The 23,422-nt window shown below is 29.7% G+C and carries 22 protein-coding genes; 15 read left to right on the top strand and 7 right to left on the bottom strand.

The genetic code is table 11. The annotated features are described in order from the left end of the window. The first annotated feature begins 167 nt into the window (after positions 1-167). The 8 genes from ACNI28_RS08605 to accA all read left to right on the top strand — a co-directional run bounded on the left by ACNI28_RS08605 (position 168) and on the right by accA (position 6,818). On the top strand, positions 168-1,388 hold the full coding sequence (locus ACNI28_RS08605; RefSeq protein ID WP_419763849.1) for a molybdopterin molybdotransferase MoeA: 1,221 nt from the start codon (positions 168-170) through the stop codon (positions 1,386-1,388). After that, positions 1,381-2,052, top strand: a complete 672-nt coding sequence (queC, locus tag ACNI28_RS08600) for a 7-cyano-7-deazaguanine synthase QueC (protein ID WP_419763848.1) — start codon at positions 1,381-1,383, stop codon at positions 2,050-2,052. Before ACNI28_RS08605 ends, queC begins: the two co-directional genes overlap by 8 nt. Then, on the top strand, positions 2,052-2,588 hold the full coding sequence (locus ACNI28_RS08595; protein WP_419763847.1) for a 6-carboxytetrahydropterin synthase: 537 nt from the start codon (positions 2,052-2,054) through the stop codon (positions 2,586-2,588). The genes queC and ACNI28_RS08595 overlap by 1 nt, the downstream gene beginning before the upstream one ends. Further along, positions 2,581-3,330 carry a 7-carboxy-7-deazaguanine synthase QueE gene (locus ACNI28_RS08590; RefSeq protein ID WP_419763846.1) on the top strand — a complete coding sequence of 250 codons (750 nt, stop codon included), beginning with the start codon at positions 2,581-2,583 and terminating at the stop codon, positions 3,328-3,330. The genes ACNI28_RS08595 and ACNI28_RS08590 overlap by 8 nt, the downstream gene beginning before the upstream one ends. A 65-nt stretch (positions 3,331-3,395) precedes the next feature. Continuing rightward, entirely contained in the window at positions 3,396-4,139 is a 744-nt protein-coding gene (gene fabG / locus ACNI28_RS08585) for a 3-oxoacyl-ACP reductase FabG (RefSeq protein WP_419763845.1), read from the top strand. Between the two features lie 78 nt (positions 4,140-4,217). Further along, positions 4,218-4,448, top strand: coding sequence for an acyl carrier protein (gene acpP, locus ACNI28_RS08580; protein ID WP_298749871.1), 231 nt, complete (start codon positions 4,218-4,220; stop codon positions 4,446-4,448). A gap of 131 nt (positions 4,449-4,579) precedes the next feature. Further along, positions 4,580-5,839, top strand: a complete 1,260-nt coding sequence (locus ACNI28_RS08575; protein ID WP_419763844.1) for a beta-ketoacyl-ACP synthase II — start codon at positions 4,580-4,582, stop codon at positions 5,837-5,839. A 40-nt stretch (positions 5,840-5,879) separates the two neighbouring features. Beyond that, complete coding sequence (accA, locus tag ACNI28_RS08570; RefSeq protein WP_298749878.1) at positions 5,880-6,818, top strand: acetyl-CoA carboxylase carboxyl transferase subunit alpha; 939 nt, start codon at positions 5,880-5,882, stop codon at positions 6,816-6,818. A 23-nt stretch (positions 6,819-6,841) separates the two neighbouring features. Here accA and ACNI28_RS08565 read toward each other — a convergent pair whose 3' ends face one another. Then, positions 6,842-7,186: a histidine triad nucleotide-binding protein gene (locus ACNI28_RS08565; protein WP_298749880.1), complete on the bottom strand. Its 345-nt coding sequence runs from the start codon at positions 7,184-7,186 to the stop codon at positions 6,842-6,844. Positions 7,187-7,288: 102 nt separating this feature from the next. On the opposite strand from ACNI28_RS08565, the gene pheS reads away from it, so the two are divergent. From pheS to efp, 7 genes are all read left to right on the top strand, one after another. Then, complete coding sequence (gene pheS, locus ACNI28_RS08560; RefSeq protein WP_419763843.1) at positions 7,289-8,281, top strand: phenylalanine--tRNA ligase subunit alpha; 993 nt, start codon at positions 7,289-7,291, stop codon at positions 8,279-8,281. Further along, entirely contained in the window at positions 8,278-10,596 is a 2,319-nt protein-coding gene (gene pheT, locus ACNI28_RS08555; protein WP_419763842.1) for a phenylalanine--tRNA ligase subunit beta, read from the top strand. The genes pheS and pheT overlap by 4 nt, the downstream gene beginning before the upstream one ends. Then, complete coding sequence (gene aroA / locus ACNI28_RS08550; protein WP_419763841.1) at positions 10,597-11,877, top strand: 3-phosphoshikimate 1-carboxyvinyltransferase; 1,281 nt, start codon at positions 10,597-10,599, stop codon at positions 11,875-11,877. 96 nt (positions 11,878-11,973) lie between these two features. Further along, positions 11,974-12,807, top strand: a complete 834-nt coding sequence (locus ACNI28_RS08545) for a 4-hydroxy-3-methylbut-2-enyl diphosphate reductase (RefSeq protein ID WP_419763840.1) — start codon at positions 11,974-11,976, stop codon at positions 12,805-12,807. Between the two features lie 82 nt (positions 12,808-12,889). Next, the gene (locus tag ACNI28_RS08540; protein WP_419763839.1) at positions 12,890-14,542 is read left to right on the top strand and encodes a 30S ribosomal protein S1; all 1,653 of its coding nucleotides are present in this window, start codon (positions 12,890-12,892) and stop codon (positions 14,540-14,542) included. A 17-nt stretch (positions 14,543-14,559) separates the two neighbouring features. Next, positions 14,560-16,143 carry a phosphoglycerate dehydrogenase gene (gene serA, locus ACNI28_RS08535; protein WP_419763838.1) on the top strand — a complete coding sequence of 528 codons (1,584 nt, stop codon included), beginning with the start codon at positions 14,560-14,562 and terminating at the stop codon, positions 16,141-16,143. A gap of 12 nt (positions 16,144-16,155) precedes the next feature. Next, positions 16,156-16,719 carry an elongation factor P gene (gene efp / locus ACNI28_RS08530; protein ID WP_419763837.1) on the top strand — a complete coding sequence of 188 codons (564 nt, stop codon included), beginning with the start codon at positions 16,156-16,158 and terminating at the stop codon, positions 16,717-16,719. A 139-nt stretch (positions 16,720-16,858) separates the two neighbouring features. Here efp and ACNI28_RS08525 read toward each other — a convergent pair whose 3' ends face one another. The 6 genes from ACNI28_RS08525 to ACNI28_RS08500 form a co-directional block, all read right to left on the bottom strand. Beyond that, a complete protein-coding gene (locus ACNI28_RS08525; protein WP_419763836.1) occupies positions 16,859-18,604 on the bottom strand; it encodes a sensor domain-containing diguanylate cyclase in 1,746 nt (581 codons plus the stop codon). A gap of 75 nt (positions 18,605-18,679) precedes the next feature. After that, the gene (gene ribD, locus ACNI28_RS08520) at positions 18,680-19,693 is read right to left on the bottom strand and encodes a bifunctional diaminohydroxyphosphoribosylaminopyrimidine deaminase/5-amino-6-(5-phosphoribosylamino)uracil reductase RibD (protein ID WP_419763835.1); all 1,014 of its coding nucleotides are present in this window, start codon (positions 19,691-19,693) and stop codon (positions 18,680-18,682) included. A gap of 4 nt (positions 19,694-19,697) precedes the next feature. Continuing rightward, complete coding sequence (gene rimP / locus ACNI28_RS08515; protein ID WP_419763834.1) at positions 19,698-20,126, bottom strand: ribosome maturation factor RimP; 429 nt, start codon at positions 20,124-20,126, stop codon at positions 19,698-19,700. Next, a complete protein-coding gene (rbfA, locus tag ACNI28_RS08510) occupies positions 20,126-20,482 on the bottom strand; it encodes a 30S ribosome-binding factor RbfA (RefSeq protein WP_298749905.1) in 357 nt (118 codons plus the stop codon). Before rbfA ends, rimP begins: the two co-directional genes overlap by 1 nt. 1 nt (position 20,483) lies before the next feature. Next, positions 20,484-23,147 (bottom strand): translation initiation factor IF-2, encoded by a 2,664-nt coding sequence (infB, locus tag ACNI28_RS08505; RefSeq protein ID WP_419763833.1) that lies wholly within the window; start codon positions 23,145-23,147, stop codon positions 20,484-20,486. Beyond that, entirely contained in the window at positions 23,137-23,403 is a 267-nt protein-coding gene (locus ACNI28_RS08500; RefSeq protein WP_419763832.1) for a DUF448 domain-containing protein, read from the bottom strand. Before ACNI28_RS08500 ends, infB begins: the two co-directional genes overlap by 11 nt. Positions 23,404-23,422: the final 19 nt, after the last annotated feature.

Below are 23,422 nucleotides of genomic sequence, written 5' to 3'. Positions count from 1 at the left end.
TATATTATAAACACTATAAAAATTAATTATCATAACCGATATAAAAATATAAATAAAAAAAACGTGTGTATCTATTGAATCCTGCATTAAATCCATGTTTATCTCACTTTTAAAAAATTTTGGTATTATATCAGACTTAAGCATAGGTATAAGTAAAAGGATTTTATATGAGTGTATCGGTTGAAGAGGCTTTAAGTATAATTATAAACTCTATTGAAATAAAAGATTTTGAAATAGTCCCTATTGAAAATGTAACATCAAGAATCAGTGCCCAAAAAATATATGCAACATGCTCTTTGCCTAAGTTTAATAACTCAGCCATGGATGGATACGCAATACTATTTGATGATAAAGATGAAAAACTTACTTTAACAAATAAAATATTTGCAGGTGATGATAATCAAGATATTCTTGAACCAGGCACTACTATAAAAGTAATGACAGGAGCAAGAGTTCCTAAAAACTGTGAAGCAGTCATTGCCCAAGAAGACGTAGAAACTATTGGAAATAAAATTAAAATAAATTATGATGTAAAAAAGATGCAACACATAAGATTTGTGGGAGAAGATATACAAGAAGGTGAACTCCTTATTGATATAGGTGATGAGATAAATTTTTCAAAAGTTACCCTTTTAGCTTCACAAGGAATATCCCATATAAAAGTTTATAAAAAACCAAGGGTTGTAGTTTTTGCTTCAGGTGAAGAGTTAAAACTCCACTATCAGCCAATAAAAGAGTATCAAATATATAATTCAAATACTCCTACATTTATTTCAAGAGCTCAAGAGTTAGGTTGTGATGTAAGTTTTATAGGACAAGCAAATGACTCTATTGAATCTATAAAGGAGTATATAAACAACTCTTTAAATGCTGATTTAATAATAACTTCAGGTGGCGTATCAGTTGGAGAAGCGGATTTTACAAGAGAGTCTTTTACTCAAGTTGGATTAGAAACACTATTTGATGGGATTATTGTAAAACCAGGAAAGCCAACAATTTTTGGCAAAATAAAAGATACATATATTTTAAATCTTCCTGGAAATCCTTTAGCTTCTGCTATGGTTTTTGAAATGATAGGAAAAATAATTATTCAAAAAATGCTTGGTTCAAAGAGTTTTTACCATAATTTTATTAGGACAAAACTTGGTAAAAACTTATTTAATAAAAAAGGAAGACCAACTCTTGTTCCTGGTTTTTTTGATGGAGAGAAGTTCAATTCATCTGATAAGAAAAGTCCAGGAATGATATCAATATTGAGTGAATGTAACTCATTTATTGTACTAAATGAAGATATAACAAAACTAAATGAAAACCATATTGTAAAAGTACTTCCAATAAACTGGAAATTCTTTTGCAATGAAAAAAAGGATTATATAACTTATGAGTAAAAAAGCTATTTGTATATTAAGTGGTGGTATGGATTCTACTCTTGCATCATATATTGCAAAAGATGAAGGCTATGAAATTATTGCTATTCATTTTAATTATGGACAAAGAACACAAAATAGAGAACTAAAAGCATTTAGAGACGTATGTGAAAGTTTAAAAGTTAAAAATAAATATGAAATCGATATACCATTTTTCACACAAATTGGAGCAAGTGCTTTAACAGATAACAATATTGATGTTCCTGTAGATGGAGTAAAACCTGGTGTTCCAATTACCTATGTACCATTTAGAAATGGGATTTTTCTCTCAATTGCAGCAGCAGTTGCAGAAAAAGAAAATGCAGAAGCTATGTATATTGGAGTTGTAGAAGAAGATAGTAGTGGGTATCCTGATTGTACAGATTCATTTATAAATCAAATTAAAAATGCAATCAATGAAGGTACACGAGAATCAACTCACATAAATATCAAAACACCTTTGGTAAAACTTCATAAAAATGAGATTGTGAAAAAAGCACTTGGACTAAATGTTCCACTAGGGCTTACTTGGTCATGTTATAAGGAAGAAGATGAAGCTTGTGGAGTTTGTGACTCTTGTAGATTGAGATTAAATGGATTTGAACAAGCAAATTCTAAAGATCCAATTCCATACAAAGGTTCTTGATGAGATGGAATATTTCAAAAGAGTTTGATTTTTGTTATGGTCATAGAGTTTGGTCACAAGAGTTAAATCCTGATTTTTCACTAGATTCATGTTTAGTTTGCAGACATCTGCATGGACACCAAGGGAAAGTAATAGTTCACCTAGAAAGCTCAAATTTAAAAAATGGAATGGTAACTGATTTTAAACACTTAAATTGGTTTAAACAATTTTTAGACACAACCTTAGACCATAAATTTATTTTGGATTTAAATGATCCCTTATTTGAGACTTTATTACCGCACTTTAAAGATAAAAAAGAGTTGATTTATCACAAGGAAGATTTTTATACTTTTGATTTAACTACTTTAAAAAATGAAGCAATTCATATACATGAAATGTATGAGGGGTACATCTTAGTTGATTTTGTACCAACTAGTGAAAATCTATCAGCTTGGCTTTTAAAAATATTACAAAATAAGATGGATGAAATATCTATAAAAGTATCCCATGTAGAGTTTTTAGAGACTCCCAAAAGCAAAAGTACAGTTTATGCTTGAAATAAATGAGATATTTGGACCAACAATTCAAGGTGAAGGAAAATTTGTTGGAAATCCATCTATTTTTATTAGATTTGGAAAATGTAATTTTAGATGTGAAGGTTTTGCCGTTGAGTATGAAACTCCAAGTGGAGTAAAAAAGTGTTCATGTGATTCATTTTATGCAGTTGATCCAGCTTTTAAAGACCAATGGCATAAAATGAACAAAGATGAAATAATAAGTGAAGTTAAAAAGCTAGAACCCTCTTATAAAACTGACATTGTAATAACAGGTGGTGAGCCACTTTTGTATTGGAACAACGAAGAGTTTCAAGAGATATTAGAATATTATATTTCAAATGGATATAAAGTTACAATTGAGACAAATGCTTCATTAAATATTAATTTTACAAAAGATTATCAAAAAAAGATAATCTTCTCTATGAGTGTAAAACTTTCAAACTCCCTTGAGCCATTAAAAAAAAGAGTTAATGAAGAGACTCTCAAAAAAATCATATTAAATACAGAAGAATCATACTTGAAATTTGTAATTAGTAAAGAGTTTATTTCAAAAGCTAAAGCTGAGATTGAATCAATCTCATCAATAATACCAGATTGTGATATCTACCTTATGCCTATGGGTGATAATGCAGATGAAATTAATAAACACAGTGAAAGCGTTATAGATATGGCAATTGAATCTGGATATAAGTATTGTGATAGGCTTCATATTCGGGTTTGGGATAATAAAAGAGGTGTATAAATAGACATTAAATTAATATTTTGATATTATTAAAACTATTTTTATAAACTATAACAAGGATAAAGATGAAATTTACAGGTTCTAATGTACTAGTAACAGGTGCTAGCAGAGGAATAGGTGCGCAGATTGCTAAAACTCTTGCAAGCCATGGATTAAAAGTATGGATAAATTATAGAAGTGGAGCAGATGCTGCTTCTAAAATTCAAGAAGAAATCGAAGCAGATGGTGGAAAAGCTGCAATAATAAAAGCAGACGTAACAAATGAAGAAGAGTTTGTAGCTGCAATTAATACAATTATTGATTCTGATGGACAACTATCTTATTTAGTAAATAATGCAGGTATTACAAAAGATAAACTAGCACTTAGAATGTCTGTTCAAGATTTCAATGATGTAATAAGTGCAAACTTAACATCAGCATTTATTGGTTGTAAAACTGCACTTAAAGTTATGGGTAAAAAAAGATTTGGTTCTATTGTGAACATCTCTTCAATAGTTGGAGAAATGGGAAATCCAGGTCAAACAAACTATTCTGCTTCTAAAGGTGGATTAAATGCTATGACTAAATCTTTTGCAAAAGAAGCAGCTGCTAGAAGTATAAGATATAATGCAGTAACTCCAGGTTTTATCCAAACAGATATGACTGATGAATTAAAAGATGAAGTAAAAGCTGAATATGAAAAAAATATCCCTCTAAGTAGATTTGGTAAGCCAAGTGAAATCGCTGATGCAGTTGCATTTTTATTAAGTGATCACTCTTCATATATAACTGGTGAGATATTAAAAGTTAATGGTGGCTTGTACGTATAAGCTAAAAAAGAATTATTTAAAAGAATATTTAAATGCTTTTGGGTATAATTCTTGGACAATTTTAAAAAAGGAAAAAAAATGGCATTATTAGATGATGTGAAAGAAGTAGTAGTTGAGCAATTAGATTGCGATCCAGCTGAAGTTAAAGAAGATTCAAAATTCATTGAAGACTTAGGTGCAGATTCATTAGACGTTGTTGAGCTAGTTATGGCTTTAGAAGAAAAATTTGACATCGAAATCCCAGATGAAGATGCTGAGAAAATCTTAACTGTAGCAGATGCTATTAAATACATCGAAGATAATAAATAATCAAGATAACAAACGTTATTTTGTATTAAATAAAGAGTTAAAACTAACTCTTTATTTGAATTTTTGAATTTTTATAAAAAAATTGAACAATTTAAATAAAATAAATTATAATCACAATGGAGCTTAAATAGATGAAAAGAGTTGTAATAACTGGACTAGGTACTATAAATTGTTTAGGACACAATGTAAATGATTCATTTGATGCAGTAGTTGCAGGAAAATGTGGAATCGAAGAAATTACTCTTTTTGACCCAGCAGAATATTCTGTTAAGATTGCAGGAGAAGTAAAAAATTTCGACCCAACAACAATTATGGATAAAAAAGAAGTAAAAAAAGCTGATAGATTTATTCAGTTAGGTATTAAAGCTGCAAAAGAAGCTATGATTGATTCTGGTTTTGTAAGTGAAGATAGCAATAAAGTCAATGACAATATTTCAAATAGATTTGGAGTTATCTCTGCTTCTGGTATTGGTGGACTTTCTACAATTGAAAGTAACTCAAGAACACTAGAACTAAAGGGACCAAGAAGAATTTCTCCATTTTTCATACCTTCATCTTTAGTAAATATGTTAAGTGGATTTATCTCTATTGAACATGGATTAAAAGGTCCAAGTCTATCTCATGTAACTGCTTGTGCAGCTTCAACTCATGCTTTAGCAGATGCAGTCAAAACAATCGCCTTAGGTGGTGCTGACAATATTTTAGTTGTTGGGGCAGAATCTGCTATTTGTGGAGCTGGAATTGGTGGCTTTGCGGCGATGAAAGCACTATCAACAAGAAATGACGACCCACAAACATCTTCAAGACCATTTGACAAAGATAGAGATGGTTTTGTTATGGGAGAAGGAGCAGGAGCTTTAGTTGTAGAAACTTTAGATTCTGCTTTAGCAAGAGGTGCAAAAATTTATGCTGAAGTTATTGGTTTTGGGGAAAGTGGTGATGCAAATCATATCACTGCACCTGTAATGGATGGTCCATTAAGAGCAATGAGAGCAGCATTTGACATGGTAAAATCAAATAGTGGTGAATATCCAAAAATTGATTATGTTAATACACATGGAACTTCTACACCAGTTGGTGATGTAAATGAAACAAAAGCTATCAAAGAGTTATTTGGTGGAAAAGAGAACTGTCCTCCAGTAACATCAACAAAAGGTCAAATTGGTCATTGTTTAGGAGCAGCAGGTGCTATAGAAGCAATTTTTGCTATAAAATCATTAAATGATGGTATTATTCCCCCAACAATCAATATAATAAATCAAGATGAAGAGTGTGACTTGGATTATGTTCCAAATGTTGCTAGAAAAGTTAACCTAGATATCGTTATGAGTAATAACTTTGGTTTTGGTGGAACTAACGGTTCAGTTATATTTAAAAAATATACAAAATAATTTATATTAAAATCTAAATCTTTTTAATAAAAGGAATGAAGTGCCAACTTATTTGACATTTGAAGAAAAAATTAAAGCTATTGAAGAAGATATACTAATTGCAAAAACTAAATCTGATGAGCATGCAGTTGAAATTCTAGAAAAAAAGTTAGAAAAAGAAGTTGAAAAGACATTCAAAAATTTAACTGATTACCAAAAACTTCAACTTGCACGTCATCCAGATAGACCTTATGCTATGGATTATATAAGAGGTCTTTTAACAGATGCTTATGAAATACATGGCGATAGACATTTTAATGATGACAATGCAATAGTTTGTTACTTAGGTAAAATAGGTAATGAAAAAGTAGTTGTAATTGGTGAGCAAAAAGGTAGAGGTACTAAAAATAAACTAAAAAGAAATTTTGGTATGCCAAGTCCTGAAGGATATAGAAAAGCCCTAAGAGCTGCAAGATTAGCTGAAAAATTCAATTTACCAATACTAATGTTAGTGGATACTCCAGGTGCATATCCAGGTATTGGAGCAGAAGAGAGAAATCAATCAGAAGCTATCGCTAAAAACTTATACGAATTTTCAGATATTGATGCTATTACTGTATCAGTTGTGATTGGAGAAGGCGGTTCAGGTGGAGCATTAGCAATTTCAGTTGCTGATAAATTAGCAATGATGAGATACTCAGTATATGCAGTTATTTCACCAGAAGGTTGTGCTGCTATTTTATGGAATGACCCAGCTCAAGCTGAAACTGCAGCTAACTCTTTAAAAATCACAGCAGATTCACTAAAAAGTCTTAACTTAGTTGATGATGTTATAAATGAACCTTTAATAGGAGCTCATCGATCAAAAGAAGAAGCAATAAAAGCTTTAGGTGATTATTTTATTGAATCAGTAAATGAAATAAGAGAGCTATCAAAAGAAGAAAGATACGAAAAAAGATATCAAAAATTGATGTCTCTAGGTAGCTTTACTCAAAAATAGTAAAAAAGAGAAAATCTCTTTTTTTACTCTTTTGTTTTATCCCCAACTAATCTTCCAACATACTCTCCACCCAAAATATGAAAATGTAAATGATGCACAACTTGCCCACCTTGTTCACCAATATTAGTGATAAGTCTATAGCCATCATCTCTTAAATTTAATTTTGAAGCAACTTTTTGAATAAACTCTGTCATGCCAGCCATTATTTTAGGTGGTACTACATCAAATGAGGTGTAGTGGTCTTTTGGGATAACTAAAATATGTACTTTACATGAAGGATTGATATCCTCAAAAGCTAAAAATTTTTCATCTTCTAAAATAGTTTTATTTGGAATCTCTCCATTTACAATTTTACAAAAAATGCACATCTATAATTCCTTTTAATAGTATTAAATTTTATTATAACCAAACTCTAATAAAAACTTAAGTACAATAATCACCTTTTATATAAATGAAAACAGGGGAAATAATTGAGAGAGTGGATCGAAAAAATAGAATCTGCTGATTCTATAGAAACCTTAGAAAATCTAAGAATTGAGATACTTGGTAAAAAAGGTTTCTTAACTAAAGAGTTTGCAAGATTAAAAGATATTCCAAATGAAGAGAAAAAAGCTTTTGCACAAAATCTTAATAATAATAAAGTTGAAATAAACAATGCTTTAGAAGCAAAAAAAGAGATTTTAGAAAAAATAGAATTAAATAAAAAACTTGAAGCAGAAAAAATTGATGTTTCTAGGTTTAATACTAACCTAACATGTGGGGCATTTCATCCAGTTGCAGATACAATGGATAGAATCATTACATATTTTCAAAACTTAAACTTTTCAGTTGAAGAAGGCCCTTTAGTAGAAGATGATTTTCATAACTTTGAAGCACTAAATCTTCCTAAATATCATCCAGCACGTGATATGCAAGATACTTTTTACAATAAAGACTATACCCTTTTACGAACTCATACTTCTCCTGTACAAATAAGAACAATGCTATCACAAAAACCCCCAATAAGAATGATAGCACCAGGTACAGTATTTAGAAGAGACTATGATATTACACATACACCTATGTTTCATCAAATAGAAGGGTTAGTAGTAGATAGCTCTGATAAAATTTCATTTGCCAATTTAAAACATGTACTTGAAGAGTTTTTAAAACATATGTTTGGAAATGTTGAAGTACGATTTAGACCATCATTTTTCCCTTTTACAGAACCCTCAGCAGAAGTAGATATTTCTTGCGTATTTTGTGAAGGTGAAGGTTGTAGAGTTTGTTCATATACAGGTTGGCTTGAAGTTTTAGGTTGTGGGATTGTAGATGAAAATGTATTTAAATCTGTTGGATATGAAGATGTTTCAGGTTATGCCTTTGGATTAGGAGTAGAGAGATTTGCTATGCTAATTCATAATATTGGAGATTTAAGATCTCTATTTGAAAGTGATTTAAGACTATTAGGACAATTTAAATGATTATTACAAAAAGATGGTTAGAAGATTTTATAGATATATCAAAAATTGATATAAACGATATTTGCAAAAAATTAAACTCAATTGGTTTAGAAGTTGATTCCCTAGAAAAGGTTAGAATACCTTCTGGTGTAGTAGTTGGATATGTTGAATCAAAAGAAAAACATCCAGATGCAGATAAATTATCAATTTGTCAAGTAAACATTGGAAATGAAGTTTCACAAATAGTATGTGGTGCTAAAAATGTAGCAGCAGGTCAATATGTACCTGTAGCAACTGTTGGCTGTGTATTAAGAGCTGACTTTAAAATAAAAAAAGCAAAACTTAGAGGTGTAGAATCATTAGGTATGATTTGCTCTTCAACAGAACTTGGACTTCCTAAATTAAATGATGGCATTTTAGAACTTGATGATTCTATTGGTGAGCTAGTTATTGGAAAAGAGTTAAATGAGTATAGACTTATCAATGACGATATTATTGATATAGAATTAACAGCAAACAGAGGTGACTGTTTAAGTATTCATGGTGTTGCTAGAGAATTAAGTGCTTGTTATGGGATAAATATATATGAGCAAGAAAAAAACCTAGAGTACAATGACAAAGGTATTGGGCAACTGCTTGAAATAGAGTGTGATAGTGCAATTAATTCCTCTCTAATATACAAAGCTGGTGACTTTGAAGAGTTAAAAGTTCCTTTATTATATAAATTAAGAGTTGCTATTTTAGACCTTTATAAAGATTGTGATATTGAAAATATCTTGACATATGCTACTCACTCAACAAGTGTAACTCTACATGCTTATGCAAAATCTGATTGTGACACTTTAAATGAATTATCAGTACTTCATATTAAAAAATCTGAAAATGGATTTGACGAAGTTCATGGAAAAGATAGATTAAGTACTATTAGTATTAAAAATGAAGCAATCAATAAAGAAGATAATACATATATTCTAGAAGCTTCATATAATAACCCTGAAGAGTTATCAAAAAATGTATTTGAGAAAAAAATAAAAACAGGTGAAGTATATTATAAAACATCAAGAGGATCTGAACCAAATATTGAATCTGGTATGGAATACTTCACAACATTAATTTCAAAATTTGGAGCAAAACTTTATAGAGGATATGAGGTATTTACAGAAGATAAAGAGAGATTATCAATAGATGTAAGTATTAAAAAAGTAAGTTCAATTGTTGGTAAAACATTTACAAAAGTAAAAATTGAGAAGATATTAAGTGGATTAGAATTTATAGTAAGAGATGGTGGTTCAGGTGTTTTATCAGTTCAAGTGCCACAATTTAGACATGACATAAAAAATATTGCAGATATTACTGAAGAAGTTGTAAGAATAGTAGGTATTGATAATATTGAATCAACTCCATTACAAATAGAAGAAGTAAATAGAGTAAATGAAGCTTCTGAAAAAATAATCAAAAAAAATAAAATAAGAGCAAAAGCTGTAGAAGATGGCTTTTTTGAAACCTTAACTTATGTTTTTACAAGTAAAGAGACTCTTGAAAAATATAATCTTGATATTGTTGATGAAAAACTTGATATTTTAAATCCAATTGTAAATGAACTAAATACTTATAGAACAACAATAATAACAAACCTTATTGAAGCTTGCTCAAACAACTTTAAACAGGGATTTAAAAAAGTTGCATTTTTTGAGATTGGTACAGTTTTTGATAGTTCTAGAAAAGAATCAAAAAAGATCTCTTTTATTTTTAGTGGTGATAGTGAACATGAATCTTTTTTAAATAATGGAAAACCAAAACTTATTGACTTTTTTACATTTTCTAAAAAGATAGCAAATAGTATTGGAAGCTTTGATTTAGAACCAATGAATGAAATTACAAATTCATTAGTACATCCATTTCAAAATGCCAATGTAATTGTAAACAATGAAACAATTGGTTTTATCTCCAAGTTACATCCAAATGTTGCAAATGATTATGACTTACCAGATACATTTATTGCTGAAATTGATTTTGACAAAATTGAGAATAGCTTAGTAAAAGCACATGAATATTCTAAATTCCAAGCTTCAAAAAGAGATTTAAGTTTAATTGTTCCAAAAAGTATTTCATACTCTAAAATAAGAAATGTAATTAATAGTATTGAAGATGATACAATTCAACAATTTAACCTAGTAGATACATATAGTGATGAAAAATTAGGTGATGAAGAGAGTTTAACAATAAGATTTGTTCTACAAAGTTTTGAAAAAACATTAGAAGAAGATGATATTACAAAAACAATGAGTAGTATTTTAGATAAATTAAATACAGTCTTAGGAATAGGAATAAGATAAATGCAGAGTTTTAGCATAAATGTTCTAAATAAGCCATTTGATATAGTAATTGATAATATTGCAAGTGATAAATCTATCTCTCACAGATGCGCGATGTTTTCACTACTTAGTAATGAAACATCACATATTAAGAATTTCTTAACAGCAGAAGATACACTAAACACCCTTTCAATAGTTGAACAATTAGGTGCTACTATTAAAAGAGATGGCTCAACTGTTACTATTACTCCAAAAGAGTTTTTGAGTGAACCAACTAATGTCTTAGATTGTGGAAACTCAGGAACTGCTATGAGACTTTTTTGTGGTTTTTTAGCATCTATTGATGGGGCATTTACACTTGTAGGAGATAAATATCTTCACTCAAGACCCATGAAAAGAGTAGCAGATCCCCTCAGAAGCATTGGTGCAAAAATTGATGGTAGAGAAGATGGTAATAAAGCTCCTTTATTTATAAGAGGTGTAAAAGAGTTAAAACCTTTTGTTTATAACTCACCTGTAGATTCAGCACAAGTTAAATCAGCAATGATACTTGCAGCCCTAAGAGCAAATGGAGTTTCAAAATATAAAGAGAATGAACTAACTCGAGATCATACAGAACGAATGTTAAAAGGTATGGGTGCAAAATTGGAAAATGATAGTGATGGATATATAAATATTCATCCACTAACATCTACTTTAAAACCTTTAAATATAACAGTACCAACAGATCCTAGTTCTGCATTTTTCTTTGCAGTAGCAGCTGCTATTACTCCAAATGCAAAAGTAACAATTAAAAATGTGACTTTAAACCCAACTAGAATAGAAGCTTATCAAGTTTTAAAAAGAATGGGTGCAGATCTTGAGTTTATTGAAAATGAAAATATATATGAACCTATGGGAGACATTGTAGTAGCCAATAAAGAATTAAATGGTGTAGATGTTAGTGAAAATATTTCATGGCTAATTGATGAGCTTCCAGCACTTAGTATTGCTATGAGTTTAGCAAATGGAAAATCAAAAGTATCAAATGCAAAAGAGTTAAGAGTAAAAGAGAGTGACAGAATAAGTTCAGTAGTAAATAACTTAAAACTTTGTGGTGTAAATTATACAGAGTTTGAAGATGGTTATGAAATAACTGGTGGAAAGCTTCAAAAAGCTACAATTAACTCTCATGGAGACCATAGAATTGCAATGAGTTTTGCAATAGCTGGTTTAAATTCGGGTATGGAAATAGAAGATGTAGATTGTATATTAACTTCTTTTCCAAACTTTAAAGAGATATTAGATACTTTAAAAAATTAAAAGGACAATTAATTGTTCTCTTTAGGATTTGCTTCTTTTAAGAAGTTATAAAAGAAAAGGTCCCTTAAAAAGAGGGACTATTTTTAAGGACAATTTATGAAGGTAAAATTAGCATCATCTTATGGATTTTGTTTTGGAGTAAAAAGAGCTATAAAAATTGCAGAAGAGTATAAAAACTCTGCAACAATGGGACCTCTTATTCACAATAAAAATGAAATTGATAGACTTAAAAATGATTATAATGTAGGACTATATACCACATTAGATGAAGTAAAAGATAAAGATACTATTATTATTAGAACACATGGCATTCCAAAATTTGATTTAAAAGACTTAAAAGCAAAAGATGCAAAAGTTATTAATGCAACTTGTCCTTTTGTTACAACTCCTCAGCAAATCGTAAAAAAAATGTCTCAAGAACAATACTCTATTATAATTTTTGGGGATGAAGATCATCCAGAGGTTTTAGGTGTCCAATCTTATGCAAAAGATCAAGATGATGTTTTTGTAATTCTTGAACCTGAGGATTTAGATAAAATAACTTTTAAATACTCAAAAGTTGCAACCATTGCACAAACTACAAAGAAAAAAGAGAAATATCTAGAAATCGTAAACACTTTAATTTTGAAAAATAAAGAAGTAAGAGTATTCAATACAATTTGTGATGCAACTTTTGAAAATCAAGATGCAGCAAGAGAGTTATCAAAAGAAGTAGATATTATGATTGTAATTGGAGGTAAGAACTCTTCAAATACAAAACAACTTCTTAGTATCTCCCAAGAGAATTGTAAAGATAGTTATCTTTTAGAAGATGAGAGAGAACTAGAAGCTTCATGGTTCAAAAATAAAAACCTTTGTGGTATAACAGCCGGTGCATCAACGCCAGATTGGGTTATACAAAAAGTAGTAAACCAAATAGAAAAATATTAATCAATAATTTAAAATAGTAGTTTAAGCCAATCTTCGATATAATCATCGCATTTTATAAATAATGGTTATACGAAGGAAAAATATGGGTATCGAAGATATTGAAATTGGTGAAGACTTTGACTTTGAGCAAATGCTTAATGAGTCTTTCGAAAATGCGGAGAACAACTCTGTAGTTGATGGTGTTATTGTTGAAATTTCTGGTGAAAATGTTTCTGTTGATGTAGGTCAAAAAGTTGAAGGAAGACTACATATTTCTGAAATCACTTCAGGTGGTGAAGTTAAATATAAAGTAGGAGACACACTTCCTGTTATATTAATGGGTACAAGAGGTGAAAAACCTTCTATTTCACATAAGAAAGTTTTACAAAAAGAAAAATTTGATGCTTTTGTTAAAGAACATACTGAAGATTTAGAAGATGTTACTATTGAAGGTAAAATTATCTCTATAAAACCAAGAGGTGGATTTATTATTGAAGATGATAACGGTTGTGAATACTTCATGCCTATGGCACAATCATACTTAAAAGCTCAAGGTGCACTAGGTAAAAAAGTTAAAGCAAAAGTTCTTAAAATAAATGAAGCTCAAAGTTCTATTATAGTTTCTAGAAAAAAACTTATTGAAGAATCAAAACTAGAAAAAGATGCAAAAGTTGCTCAATTTCTAGAAAATGATGATCCAATCAATGGAACAATTAAAAAAATCACATCTTATGGAATGTTTGTTGATTTAGGTGGAATTGATGGTTTAGTAAACTACAATGAAATCTCATACAAAGGTCCAGTAAATCCATCTAATTATTATGCTGAAGGTGATGAAGTTACTGTTAAAGTTCTATCTTATGACAAAACTAAACAACACTTATCATTATCTGTTAAAGCAGCTCTTGCTAATCCTTGGGAAGAGATTAGAGACGAATTAGAAGTTGGTGATACAATTACTGTAACTATCTCAAACTTTGAATCATATGGTGCATTTGTTGACTTAGGAAATGATATTGAAGGTTTATTACATATTTCTGAAATTTCATGGAATAAAAACCTTAAAAATCCAAAAGATCTTTTAACATTAGGTGATGAAGTTAATGTTGAAGTTATTGAATTGGATGTTGATAAAAAAAGGTTAAGAGTATCTTTAAAAAATCTTCAAGAAAAACCTTTTGCAAAATTTACAAAAGAGCACAAAGTTGGAGACATCGTTACTGGTAAAGTAGCTACTTTAACAGAATTTGGTGCATTTGTTACTCTTGGTGATGTTGATGGTTTATTACATAACGAAGAAGCTTCTTGGGAAGGTAATGCAAAATGTAAAAACCTTTACAAAAAAGGTGATGAGCTTGAAGTTAAAATTATCAAAATTGATAGAGAAAAAGAGAATATCTCATTATCAATCAAAGATATTACAGATTCTCCTGCTAAAAAATTCCAATCAACTCACAAAATTGGTGATATTGTAAAAGGAACAATTAAAGATCTTAAAGATTTCGGACTATTTATTAAAATTGAAGACAATTTAGATGGATTAGTTAGAAATGAAGACTTTGGTCCTTTAACACCAGAAGATGTAGAAGTTGGTAAAGAGATTGAAGCTGTTGTTGTAAATATTGATACAAATAGAAATAGAGTTAGATTATCAATCAAAAGATTAGAGCAACAACAAGAGAGAGAAATCCTAAAATCTGTTAATGATGATTCATCTATGACTTTAGGTGACTTATTAAAAGACCAAATGAAATAATTCAAGGATTTAGTAGAATGAGTAAACATACAATTGTAGTTTGTGATCATATCCATGAAGATGGACTAAATATACTTAAATCTGCAGAAGACATTAATTATGTTTTTGCTGCAGATATTGATAAAACTACTTTATTAGATGTAATAAAAGATGCAGATGTAGCAATCACAAGATCTTCAACAGATGTTGATGAGAAGTTTTTAAATGCAGCAGTTAATTTAAAAGCAATTATTAGAGCTGGTGTAGGTTATGACAATGTTAATATGGAAGGTTGTAGCAAAAGAGGTATTATTGCTATGAATGTTCCAACTGCCAATACAATAGCAGCTGTTGAACTTACAATGACTCACATGCTGTCTTGTATGAGAAAGTTTCCTTATGCACACAATCAATTAAAAAATGATAGAGTTTGGAAAAGAGAAGATTGGTATGGAAGAGAACTATATGGTAAAAAACTTGGAGTTATTGGTTTTGGAAATATTGGTCACAGAGTAGCATTAAGAGCAAAAGCTTTTGAAATGGATGTAGTTACGTATGACCCTTATATCCCTTCAACAAAAGCAACTGATTTAGGTATTACATATACTACAAATTTTGATGATATTTTGTCTTGTGATATTATTACAATACATACACCAAAAAACCAAGAAACTATCAATATGATTGGTGAAGCCCAAATCGCTAAAATGAAAGATGGTGTGATTTTAATAAACTGTGCTAGAGGTGGATTATATAATGAAGAAGCATTATATAATAACCTAAAATCAGGAAAAATTTCAATGGCTGGAATTGATGTATTTATAAAAGAACCAGCAATTGATAATCCATTATTAGATTTACCAAATATTACAGTAACTGCACACTTAGGTGCAAATACTAAAGAATCACAAAAACAAATAGCTATTCAAGCTGCAGAAAATGCAATTGAGTCTGCACGAGGTATTGCCTATCCAAATGCTCTAAACCTTCCAATAGATGAAAGCAAAATTCCTTCTTTTGTAAAACCATATATTGAGCTGACTCAAAAAATAGCATTTTTAAGTGCACAAAGTGATAAAAGTGCAATTAGATCTATTAGTGTTTGTGCACAAGGTGAAATCAAAGAGTATTTAGATTCACTTCTGACTTTTGCAACTGTTGGAGCTTTAAAGGTTTCTGGTGGAGATGAAGTTAATTATGTAAATGCAAAATTTTGGGCAGAAGAAAAAGGTATCAAATTTGATACTTGCGAAATAACAAATAGCAGTGGCTATAGCAATAAAATCACTGTAAAAATCACTACTGAAAAAGGTGTAAATACTATTTCGGGAACTGTATTTGATGAAAATGTTCAAAGAATAGTTGAAGTCAATGGTTTTGTATTTGATATTGCGCCAAAAGGTAATATGATTCTTTTAAGAAACTCTGATATTCCAGGAGTAATTGGTACAGTTGGAAAAACTTTAGGTGACAACAACATCAATATTGCTGACTTTAGATTATCTAGAGGAAAAGATTCAGCTTTAGCTGTTATCTTAGTAGATACTTTTGTTTCTCATGAAGTTTTAAAACAATTAGAAAACTTAGAAGCTGCAATTTCAGTTTCTTATGTAGAAATTTAATAAGGGGTTATTGTGGCAAATATAGGAATGAGTGAATTAAAAAAGGGATTAAAAATCGAATTAGATGGAATCCCTTATAAAATTACAGAATATCAACATGTTAAGCCTGGAAAAGGTGCTGCATTTGTTAGATGTAAAATAAAATCTTTTCTAAATGGAAAAGTTATTGAAAAAACTTTTCATGCTGGTGATAAATGTGCAACTCCAGATTTAGAACAAAAAACTATGCAATTTTTATATGATGATGGTGACTTATTACAATTTATGGATAATAATACTTATGAACAAATTGGTCTAAGTTATGATCAAGTGGGTGAAGCATTTGATTGGATTATTGATGGTATGAGCTGTGATATGATGTTTTTTAATGGAAAGGCAATCACTGTTGAAGCACCAATGACAGTTGAACTTAAAATAGTAGAAACTCCACCTAACTTCAAAGGTGATTCTCAAGGTGGTAAAAAACCAGCTACATTAGAATCAGGGGCAGTTGTACAAATCCCATTTCACTTAGTTGAAGGTGACATTATCAAATGTGACACAAGAATTGGTGAATACATAGAAAAAGTAAAATAAAAAGGAAAAGCTTTGTCGTAGAAACTCTGCGATATTGCTCCTTTTCTTTCAGTCACTTACACGTGTAAGTTCCTTCACTCAAAGAACCACTATCTTGGTTTCTTCAACAAATCTTTACCTTTTAAGAATCAAGCTTATATCAAAAAGACAATTTATTTCGACCCTCATTCTTTGACTTATATAACAGGATATCTAGTCTTTTAAATAGTTCATCTACTGATTCATCATTTTGATACTCTACTAGTCCTATACTTATAGTTACTTGTTTTATATTTTCATTAAATTTATGTTCTGCAACACCTTTTCTAACTCTTTGGGATACGATACAAGCATCTTCTAGCATAGTATTTTGATATATTATTATAAACTCTTCTCCCCCATATCGTCCTATAATATCACTTTCTCTTAAAAAGTTATTTACAAACGAAGAAAGATCAGATAAAACTATATCTCCTACATCATGACCATAAGTATCATTGATATCTTTAAACTTATCTATATCAAATAGTGCTATACACAAATTACCACCATATCGTTTAAATTTTCGTATCTCTTGCTCCAAGATATTCATAATTGAATATCTATTATGAATTTTAGTTAAGGCATCTGTTGTAGCCAATACTTCTAAGGACTCTCTTGACCTTTCAAGCTCTTCTGTCCTATCTTTTACTTTATCCTCTAATGATCTATTTAGTTGCTTTAACTCACTTGATTTATTTAAAATTCTATTTTTATATTTTAAAAATTGTGATTTTAAATACTTAGATACTAAATATGAACATACCAAAGATATAAGTATTGATATAAAACCAATAGTCATAATATAACTTATTCTCATATGATAATCTTCATAGAGTTTTGTTACTTGTACTGCAGCATTTGCTTTTATTGTAGATTCATAAAAACCAGTTCCAATTATCCAGTTTGTATTTGGTACTTTTTTTACATAACTATACTTTACTTCTTCTTTGTTTGTTTCAGGATTTATCCAACTGTATCTTGAAAACTTATTATCATCATTCTTTATACTTTTTAATAAAGCAAAATAAACATTTTGTATACTTTTATCTTTGATATTATTGAAGTTCTTATTTATATATTCTGGTGTGCTATCATTTAATAGAATATTACCATTTGCATCAAAAGCAAAAATATAATCACTTGTATTTTCACTTATCTTTTGAATAGCATTTAGTATTTCATTAGTACTTATTTTAGAAGCTGTATCTAAATACTCGCCTGAACCCAAATATAAGTTATAAAAACCTAAGGCTTTTACAAAAACAACTTGATCATAGATACTTTTAGTTGGATCACTTGGCTTTGTAAACTTATCCCACAAAAAGCCCTCTTTTTTTGTCTTTGCTATTTCTATCTCTTCTTTAATTACAAATCTACCATTTGCATCTTGAAAATTAATTATTGAAGTTCCCTCTAAGTGTTTTAAATAACTTGGGGCTAAGTGAAATATACCAGCATAGTCTAATACAAAAATAAAACTCTCTTCATTATTCCAAGATAGAGGTGCTAAAGATGTGATAATTAAAGATTCTATCTCTTTTTGAGTTTTTGTATTTTTGTACTTATTATATATATTTACTGCAATTTTATATGAAGTATTGACTCTATCTTTTATTCTTAGTGTTAGCTTTTTTACTGTAAGATTATTTTGGTAAGCAATTAAGTCAGAAATACCATCTATTTTTGATTTAATTGCTTTCTTTTCAATATTTATAAGATTTTCTTCAACTTTTGATAATGTCTTTTCAAAATTTTGTTCATGTTCAATAATTATTATTAAAATAATTGCAATTACAAATAAGGGAATAAAAATCAATGGCCCAATAGCAATAATTTTAATTAAATTACTTTCTCTACTTTTCATTCAAAGCCTTTTAAATATTCACTATATTGTAATACAGTTATATTTAAATTATTGAATTAGATTAGAAAAATTATCTTATAAATTATTTATTCTTTTTAAATAGACTATTTTTTCACTACCAATATAATTTTCATGCACTATTTCAAAGTCAATATCTATTTTATTGAGTGCATTAACTCCATTTCTAATTTTTGGACTAACTAATAAAACAATATAATCTATTCTCTCTTTTAGTATTTCCATTAAATTATAAATACCTTCAATCATTATAAATTTATAATCTAAAAGTTTAAATAAATCATCACTTATTATAACTTCTCTATTAGGCACAGAAAAAAGTGGAATATTTTTATCAAATATTTTATTTTTGCTATAAATCATTACATTTGGTGCACGTCCTGCTATGTATCTTGCATCTAAAATTGGTTTATCAATTCTTACTGTATTTCCGCCTATTAACATCAGATCTATTTTATCTCTTAGAGTATGAATATATAGTTGGGCCATTTTTGATGATACTTTCCCATCTATACATCCATTTAGAGTTTGTGCCATTTTATAAAAGATAAATGAACCTTTATTCCATTTGATAAATGGATATAGAAGCTCATAAGCCTCTTTTTTCATACATCCAAGGCTCACATCTATATTTACACTTTTTAGAGTTTCTATGCCACCTGAGGCCTGTTTATTTGTATCTTCATGGGCTATGATTACTCTTTGGGGGTTTAACTCTTTTAAAAGAAAAGCACATGAGGGAGTTTTCCCTATATGATTACATGGTTCTAGGGTTACATAAACTTCACAATCATTGAAAAAATTATTATGGTTTTTTAATAAATATTCATGAATTTCATGGGAAGTTTTTTTTAGTTTTATGTCATCTTTTGTGTGTTTTTTTAGATATGCAGCTTTTAGGGCATTTACTTCTGCATGGGGCATTCCTGCCTCTTTATGAGCTTCGATAGAGAGAATCTCACCATCTTTAACAACAACACAACCAACTGCAGGGTTTGGATAAGTTAAAAGTTGATATTTCCACGCTTCATCAATGGCTAACTTCATATAAAAGTTATCATTGATTAGCATTTATTTACCACTCAAAATATGTTGAGGCTGAAGATATTTCATCATGAGTGATAATCTCTTCACCATGCTCTGTTTTTATTTTAATTTCATTTTCATCAGCAAAAACCAATTCACCACTTAATACATTTTTTTCAAAATCTTTTACTTTTATCTTTTCACCAATTGATACTTCAAAATGTCTTGGTTTTTTTAATTTTCGCTCAATTCCTGGAGAACTTACTTCTAAATTGTATTTTCCATACATTGGCTCATCTACATCTAATATAGGAGAAATCAACCTTGATACTTCAGCACACTTATCTAATGACACACCATCTTTAGCAATAATATATACTCTAAAAATATCTCTATCATTCTCTTTTGTAGTTACTATGTCATATAGTTCAACTCCACAACCTTTTACAGTCATTTCAATTGATTCTTCTAAAGTCATTAGTCCTCTTTTTTATCTTTTTTTATTTTATCAAATAAAGACTCTATTTTTAAATCTTTTTCCAATTTATCATCAGCTTGAAATTTAAAATTTGGACATTTATACCAACCTGTGGCATTTAAACAATACGTTTTTATATGTCCATTTGCTTTACTTAAAAGACTGTTTATTATCTGATGTTCTCTTTTATCATAATCACTTCCATCATAATAAACTACTGCATCATATTTACCATTTCTACAATTTACTTCTGTAATTGCCAATGATTTAATTCTATTATCATTTAAAGTAGAAAGAGCCTCTGGAATTAACTCCATTAATAAAGACTCTGTTCTTTGTAAGTTTACACTTTTCATATTATAGGTCTATTTGTACTTTCTCTTCAATTTGAATAAATGTTTCTATGAAATCTCCAACTTTTATATCATTGAATTTTTCAAACATAATACCACATTCAAATCCATTAACAACCTCTTTAGCGTCATCTTTGAATCTTTTAAGTGATGATATTTTACCAGTATATGTAACAACACCATCTCTAATAATTCTAGCATGTCCACCTTTGATAACTTTACCATCAGTAACTAAACATCCAGCAACTGTTCCAATTTTTGGTACAACAAATGTATCTCTTACTTCTGCTTGACCTGTATTTTCTTCTCTAATTACTGCACTCATCATACCAGATAGTGTTGCTTTAATATCATCAATTAAGTCATATATAATTGTATAAGTATTAATAGTAATTCCATCAGCTTTAGCTTTTTGTTTAATAGAACCAGTTGGTCTTACGTTAAACCCTAAGATAACACAACCTTCACTAGCTCCTGCAAGAACTAAATCAGACTCAGTAATTCCACCAACACCTGTGTGTAAAACTTTAACTTTTACTTCATCATTTTGGATTTTTTCTAGTGAACCTTTAATTGCTTCTAAAGAACCTGCAACATCAGTTTTGATAATCACTGGTAATTGTTTGATTTTTCCTTCTGCAATTAACCCACTCATCTCTTCTAATGATACTTTTGTAGATTTAGACAACTCTTTTGCACGTGCATGTTCTGCTCTAGTAGTTGCAATTTCTCTTGCTTCTTTTTCACTATCTTGTACAATCATTACAGAACCAGATGTAGGAATATCATTTAATCCAAGTACATTTCCAGTTTCAGAAAGTTCTAATTGTTTTACAGGTTTACCCATATCATTAGTTATAGCTTTTACTCTACCATATGTAGTATCACTTACGATATTATCACCAACTTTTAATGTACCACTTTGCACAATTACAGTAGCAACTGGTCCTCTACCTTTTTCAAGTGTAGCCTCTACAACTGTAGCTTTTGCTTTAGAAGTTGGGTCTGCTTGTAGTTCTAACATTTCTGCTTGAATTAAAATATTTTCAAGTAAGTCATCAATACCATCACCAGTATGAGCAGAAACACCAATAAACTCAATCTCTCCACCCCAATCAACAGGAAGCATATCTTTTTCTGCCATTTGTGATTTAACCATATCAGGATTTGCACTCTCTTTATCCATTTTGTTCATTGCAACAATAATTGGACAACCACTTGCTTTTGCATGTGCGATTACTTCTTCAGTTTGTGGTTTAACACCATCATCAGCAGCAACAACTATAATAATAACATCAGTTACACTTGCACCTCTTGATCTCATTTCACTAAACGCGGCATGTCCAGGAGTATCTACAAATGTAATTTTTTTGCCACTTTGTTCCACTGTATATGCAGAAATGTGTTGAGTAATCCCACCAGCTTCAGCTTTTGCAACTTTTGCACTTCTTATTTTATCTAATAAAGAAGTTTTACCATGATCAACATGTCCCATGATTGTTACAACAGGAGGTCTTGTTACGAAGTTTGATTTATCGATATCTTCTTCATGATCTTCCACATAATTTACATCTTCTAAAGCATCTTTTACTGTAACTTCAATACCAAACTCTTCACCAAGAATTTCTAATTCATCTTGTTTTAAGAAGTCATTTTTTGTAACCATCATTCCTAAAGAAAATAATACTGTAATAACTTCCGATGCACTTTTTCCACAAGCCTCTGCAAACTCATAAACTCTAACATCTTCAGGTATAGTAATTTGGGTTACTTCAGCAACTTCAACTTCTCTTTTAATTCTTTTCTTTCTTCTACCTCTTTTTAAACCTTGAGGTCTATTTCCAAAGGCTGCTGGTTTTGAACTTCTTGTTTGTTTGTCATTATTATTTTTTGCTTGTTTATGTGGATCATCAAAAAGTTTTGATGTGTCAGTTAAACCCATATCAAGTAATACAACTTCTTCACCTAATAATGAATCATCAGACTCTTTAAAGTCTTTTTTATCTATTTCTAAAACTTTTCCATGCTCATGTGCTTTTGGAGGCGTTTTTTTCTTTTGTACTTTTGCTTTTGCTTTTACAGCTTCAGGTTGATTGTCTTGATTATTATTTCCTCCAAGTATTTCACTTAAAGATTTCATAGGTTTTTTTACTGCTGATGGTTCTGAGTAAGAACTTGATTCTTCTTTTTTTACTACTTTTGGTTCTTCAGGTCTTTTCTTTTTAACAATTTTTAGACCTCTTCTTTTAGGTATAACTTTTTTCACAGGTGAAGTATCATTAACTTTTTGAGTATCATCAGTTTTTACAGGGCTAGTATTTTCAATTTTTTTAGGTTCTTCAATTACTGGCTTTTTTTCTTCTTTTGGTTTCTCAATTTCAGTAGTTTTTGCAGTAATTGATTCTTTTGGCTTTTTTTCTTCAGCTACTACTTTTTTCTCTTCTTCAACTTTTTTAGGCTCTTCAGTTTTAGTTACTTTTTTCTTTGGTGGAAGTTTTTTACTCTTTCCAGTCATTATATAGTTTACTATCTCTTCTGCGTCCTCAACTGTTGCTTGACTTTGAGGTGATTTAAGTTCTATACCTAAATCCTTTGCTTTTTTTATAACATCGTTGCTGCTAGCCCCAGCCTCTTCTGCAATTTCATATACTCTTACGTTATCTGACATGCGTTAATATCTCCTTAAGTTGTACCAAGTACTCATCTTTTTTTTTACACTGTTTAAAAAGTGCTTTTTCAATTCTTTTTGTTTCTATATCCAAAAGAGTCTTCTCTTGACACTCTTTACAAATATAAAAACTCCTACCTATTCCATCAAAAATAATGAGTTTGTAATCTTTACATTGCAATCTAATTAAATTGTCTTTAGTTAGTTTACTACGACAAACCACACAAGTTCTTATAGGTTTTTCTAATTTAGCCAATGATTATACCCAAAATTTA

The organism is Arcobacter denitrificans (SeqCode) (assembly GCF_048571185.1).
Taxonomy (GTDB): Bacteria; Campylobacterota; Campylobacteria; order Campylobacterales; family Arcobacteraceae; genus Arcobacter; species Arcobacter denitrificans.
This window is presented reverse-complemented; position numbering and strand designations above follow the sequence as displayed.

Bases quoted from the DNA above. Each gene is read 5' to 3' on its own strand.
- pheT (WP_419763842.1), top strand. From the start codon at position 8,278: ATGATTATTACAAAAAGATGGTTAGAAGATTTTATAGATATATCAAAA.
- ACNI28_RS08595 (WP_419763847.1), top strand. From the start codon at position 2,052: ATGAGATGGAATATTTCAAAAGAGTTTGATTTTTGTTATGGTCATAGA.
- infB (WP_419763833.1), bottom strand. From the start codon at position 23,147: ATGTCAGATAACGTAAGAGTATATGAAATTGCAGAAGAGGCTGGGGCT.
- ACNI28_RS08540 (WP_419763839.1), top strand. From the start codon at position 12,890: ATGGGTATCGAAGATATTGAAATTGGTGAAGACTTTGACTTTGAGCAA.
- queC (WP_419763848.1), top strand. From the start codon at position 1,381: ATGAGTAAAAAAGCTATTTGTATATTAAGTGGTGGTATGGATTCTACT.
- ACNI28_RS08575 (WP_419763844.1), top strand. From the start codon at position 4,580: ATGAAAAGAGTTGTAATAACTGGACTAGGTACTATAAATTGTTTAGGA.
- acpP (WP_298749871.1), top strand. From the start codon at position 4,218: ATGGCATTATTAGATGATGTGAAAGAAGTAGTAGTTGAGCAATTAGAT.
- ACNI28_RS08565 (WP_298749880.1), bottom strand. From the start codon at position 7,186: ATGTGCATTTTTTGTAAAATTGTAAATGGAGAGATTCCAAATAAAACT.
- rbfA (WP_298749905.1), bottom strand. From the start codon at position 20,482: ATGAAAAGTGTAAACTTACAAAGAACAGAGTCTTTATTAATGGAGTTA.
- ACNI28_RS08525 (WP_419763836.1), bottom strand. From the start codon at position 18,604: ATGAAAAGTAGAGAAAGTAATTTAATTAAAATTATTGCTATTGGGCCA.
- serA (WP_419763838.1), top strand. From the start codon at position 14,560: ATGAGTAAACATACAATTGTAGTTTGTGATCATATCCATGAAGATGGA.
- fabG (WP_419763845.1), top strand. From the start codon at position 3,396: ATGAAATTTACAGGTTCTAATGTACTAGTAACAGGTGCTAGCAGAGGA.
- rimP (WP_419763834.1), bottom strand. From the start codon at position 20,126: ATGACTTTAGAAGAATCAATTGAAATGACTGTAAAAGGTTGTGGAGTT.
- aroA (WP_419763841.1), top strand. From the start codon at position 10,597: ATGCAGAGTTTTAGCATAAATGTTCTAAATAAGCCATTTGATATAGTA.
- ribD (WP_419763835.1), bottom strand. From the start codon at position 19,693: ATGCTAATCAATGATAACTTTTATATGAAGTTAGCCATTGATGAAGCG.
- ACNI28_RS08605 (WP_419763849.1), top strand. From the start codon at position 168: ATGAGTGTATCGGTTGAAGAGGCTTTAAGTATAATTATAAACTCTATT.
- ACNI28_RS08545 (WP_419763840.1), top strand. From the start codon at position 11,974: ATGAAGGTAAAATTAGCATCATCTTATGGATTTTGTTTTGGAGTAAAA.
- ACNI28_RS08590 (WP_419763846.1), top strand. From the start codon at position 2,581: ATGCTTGAAATAAATGAGATATTTGGACCAACAATTCAAGGTGAAGGA.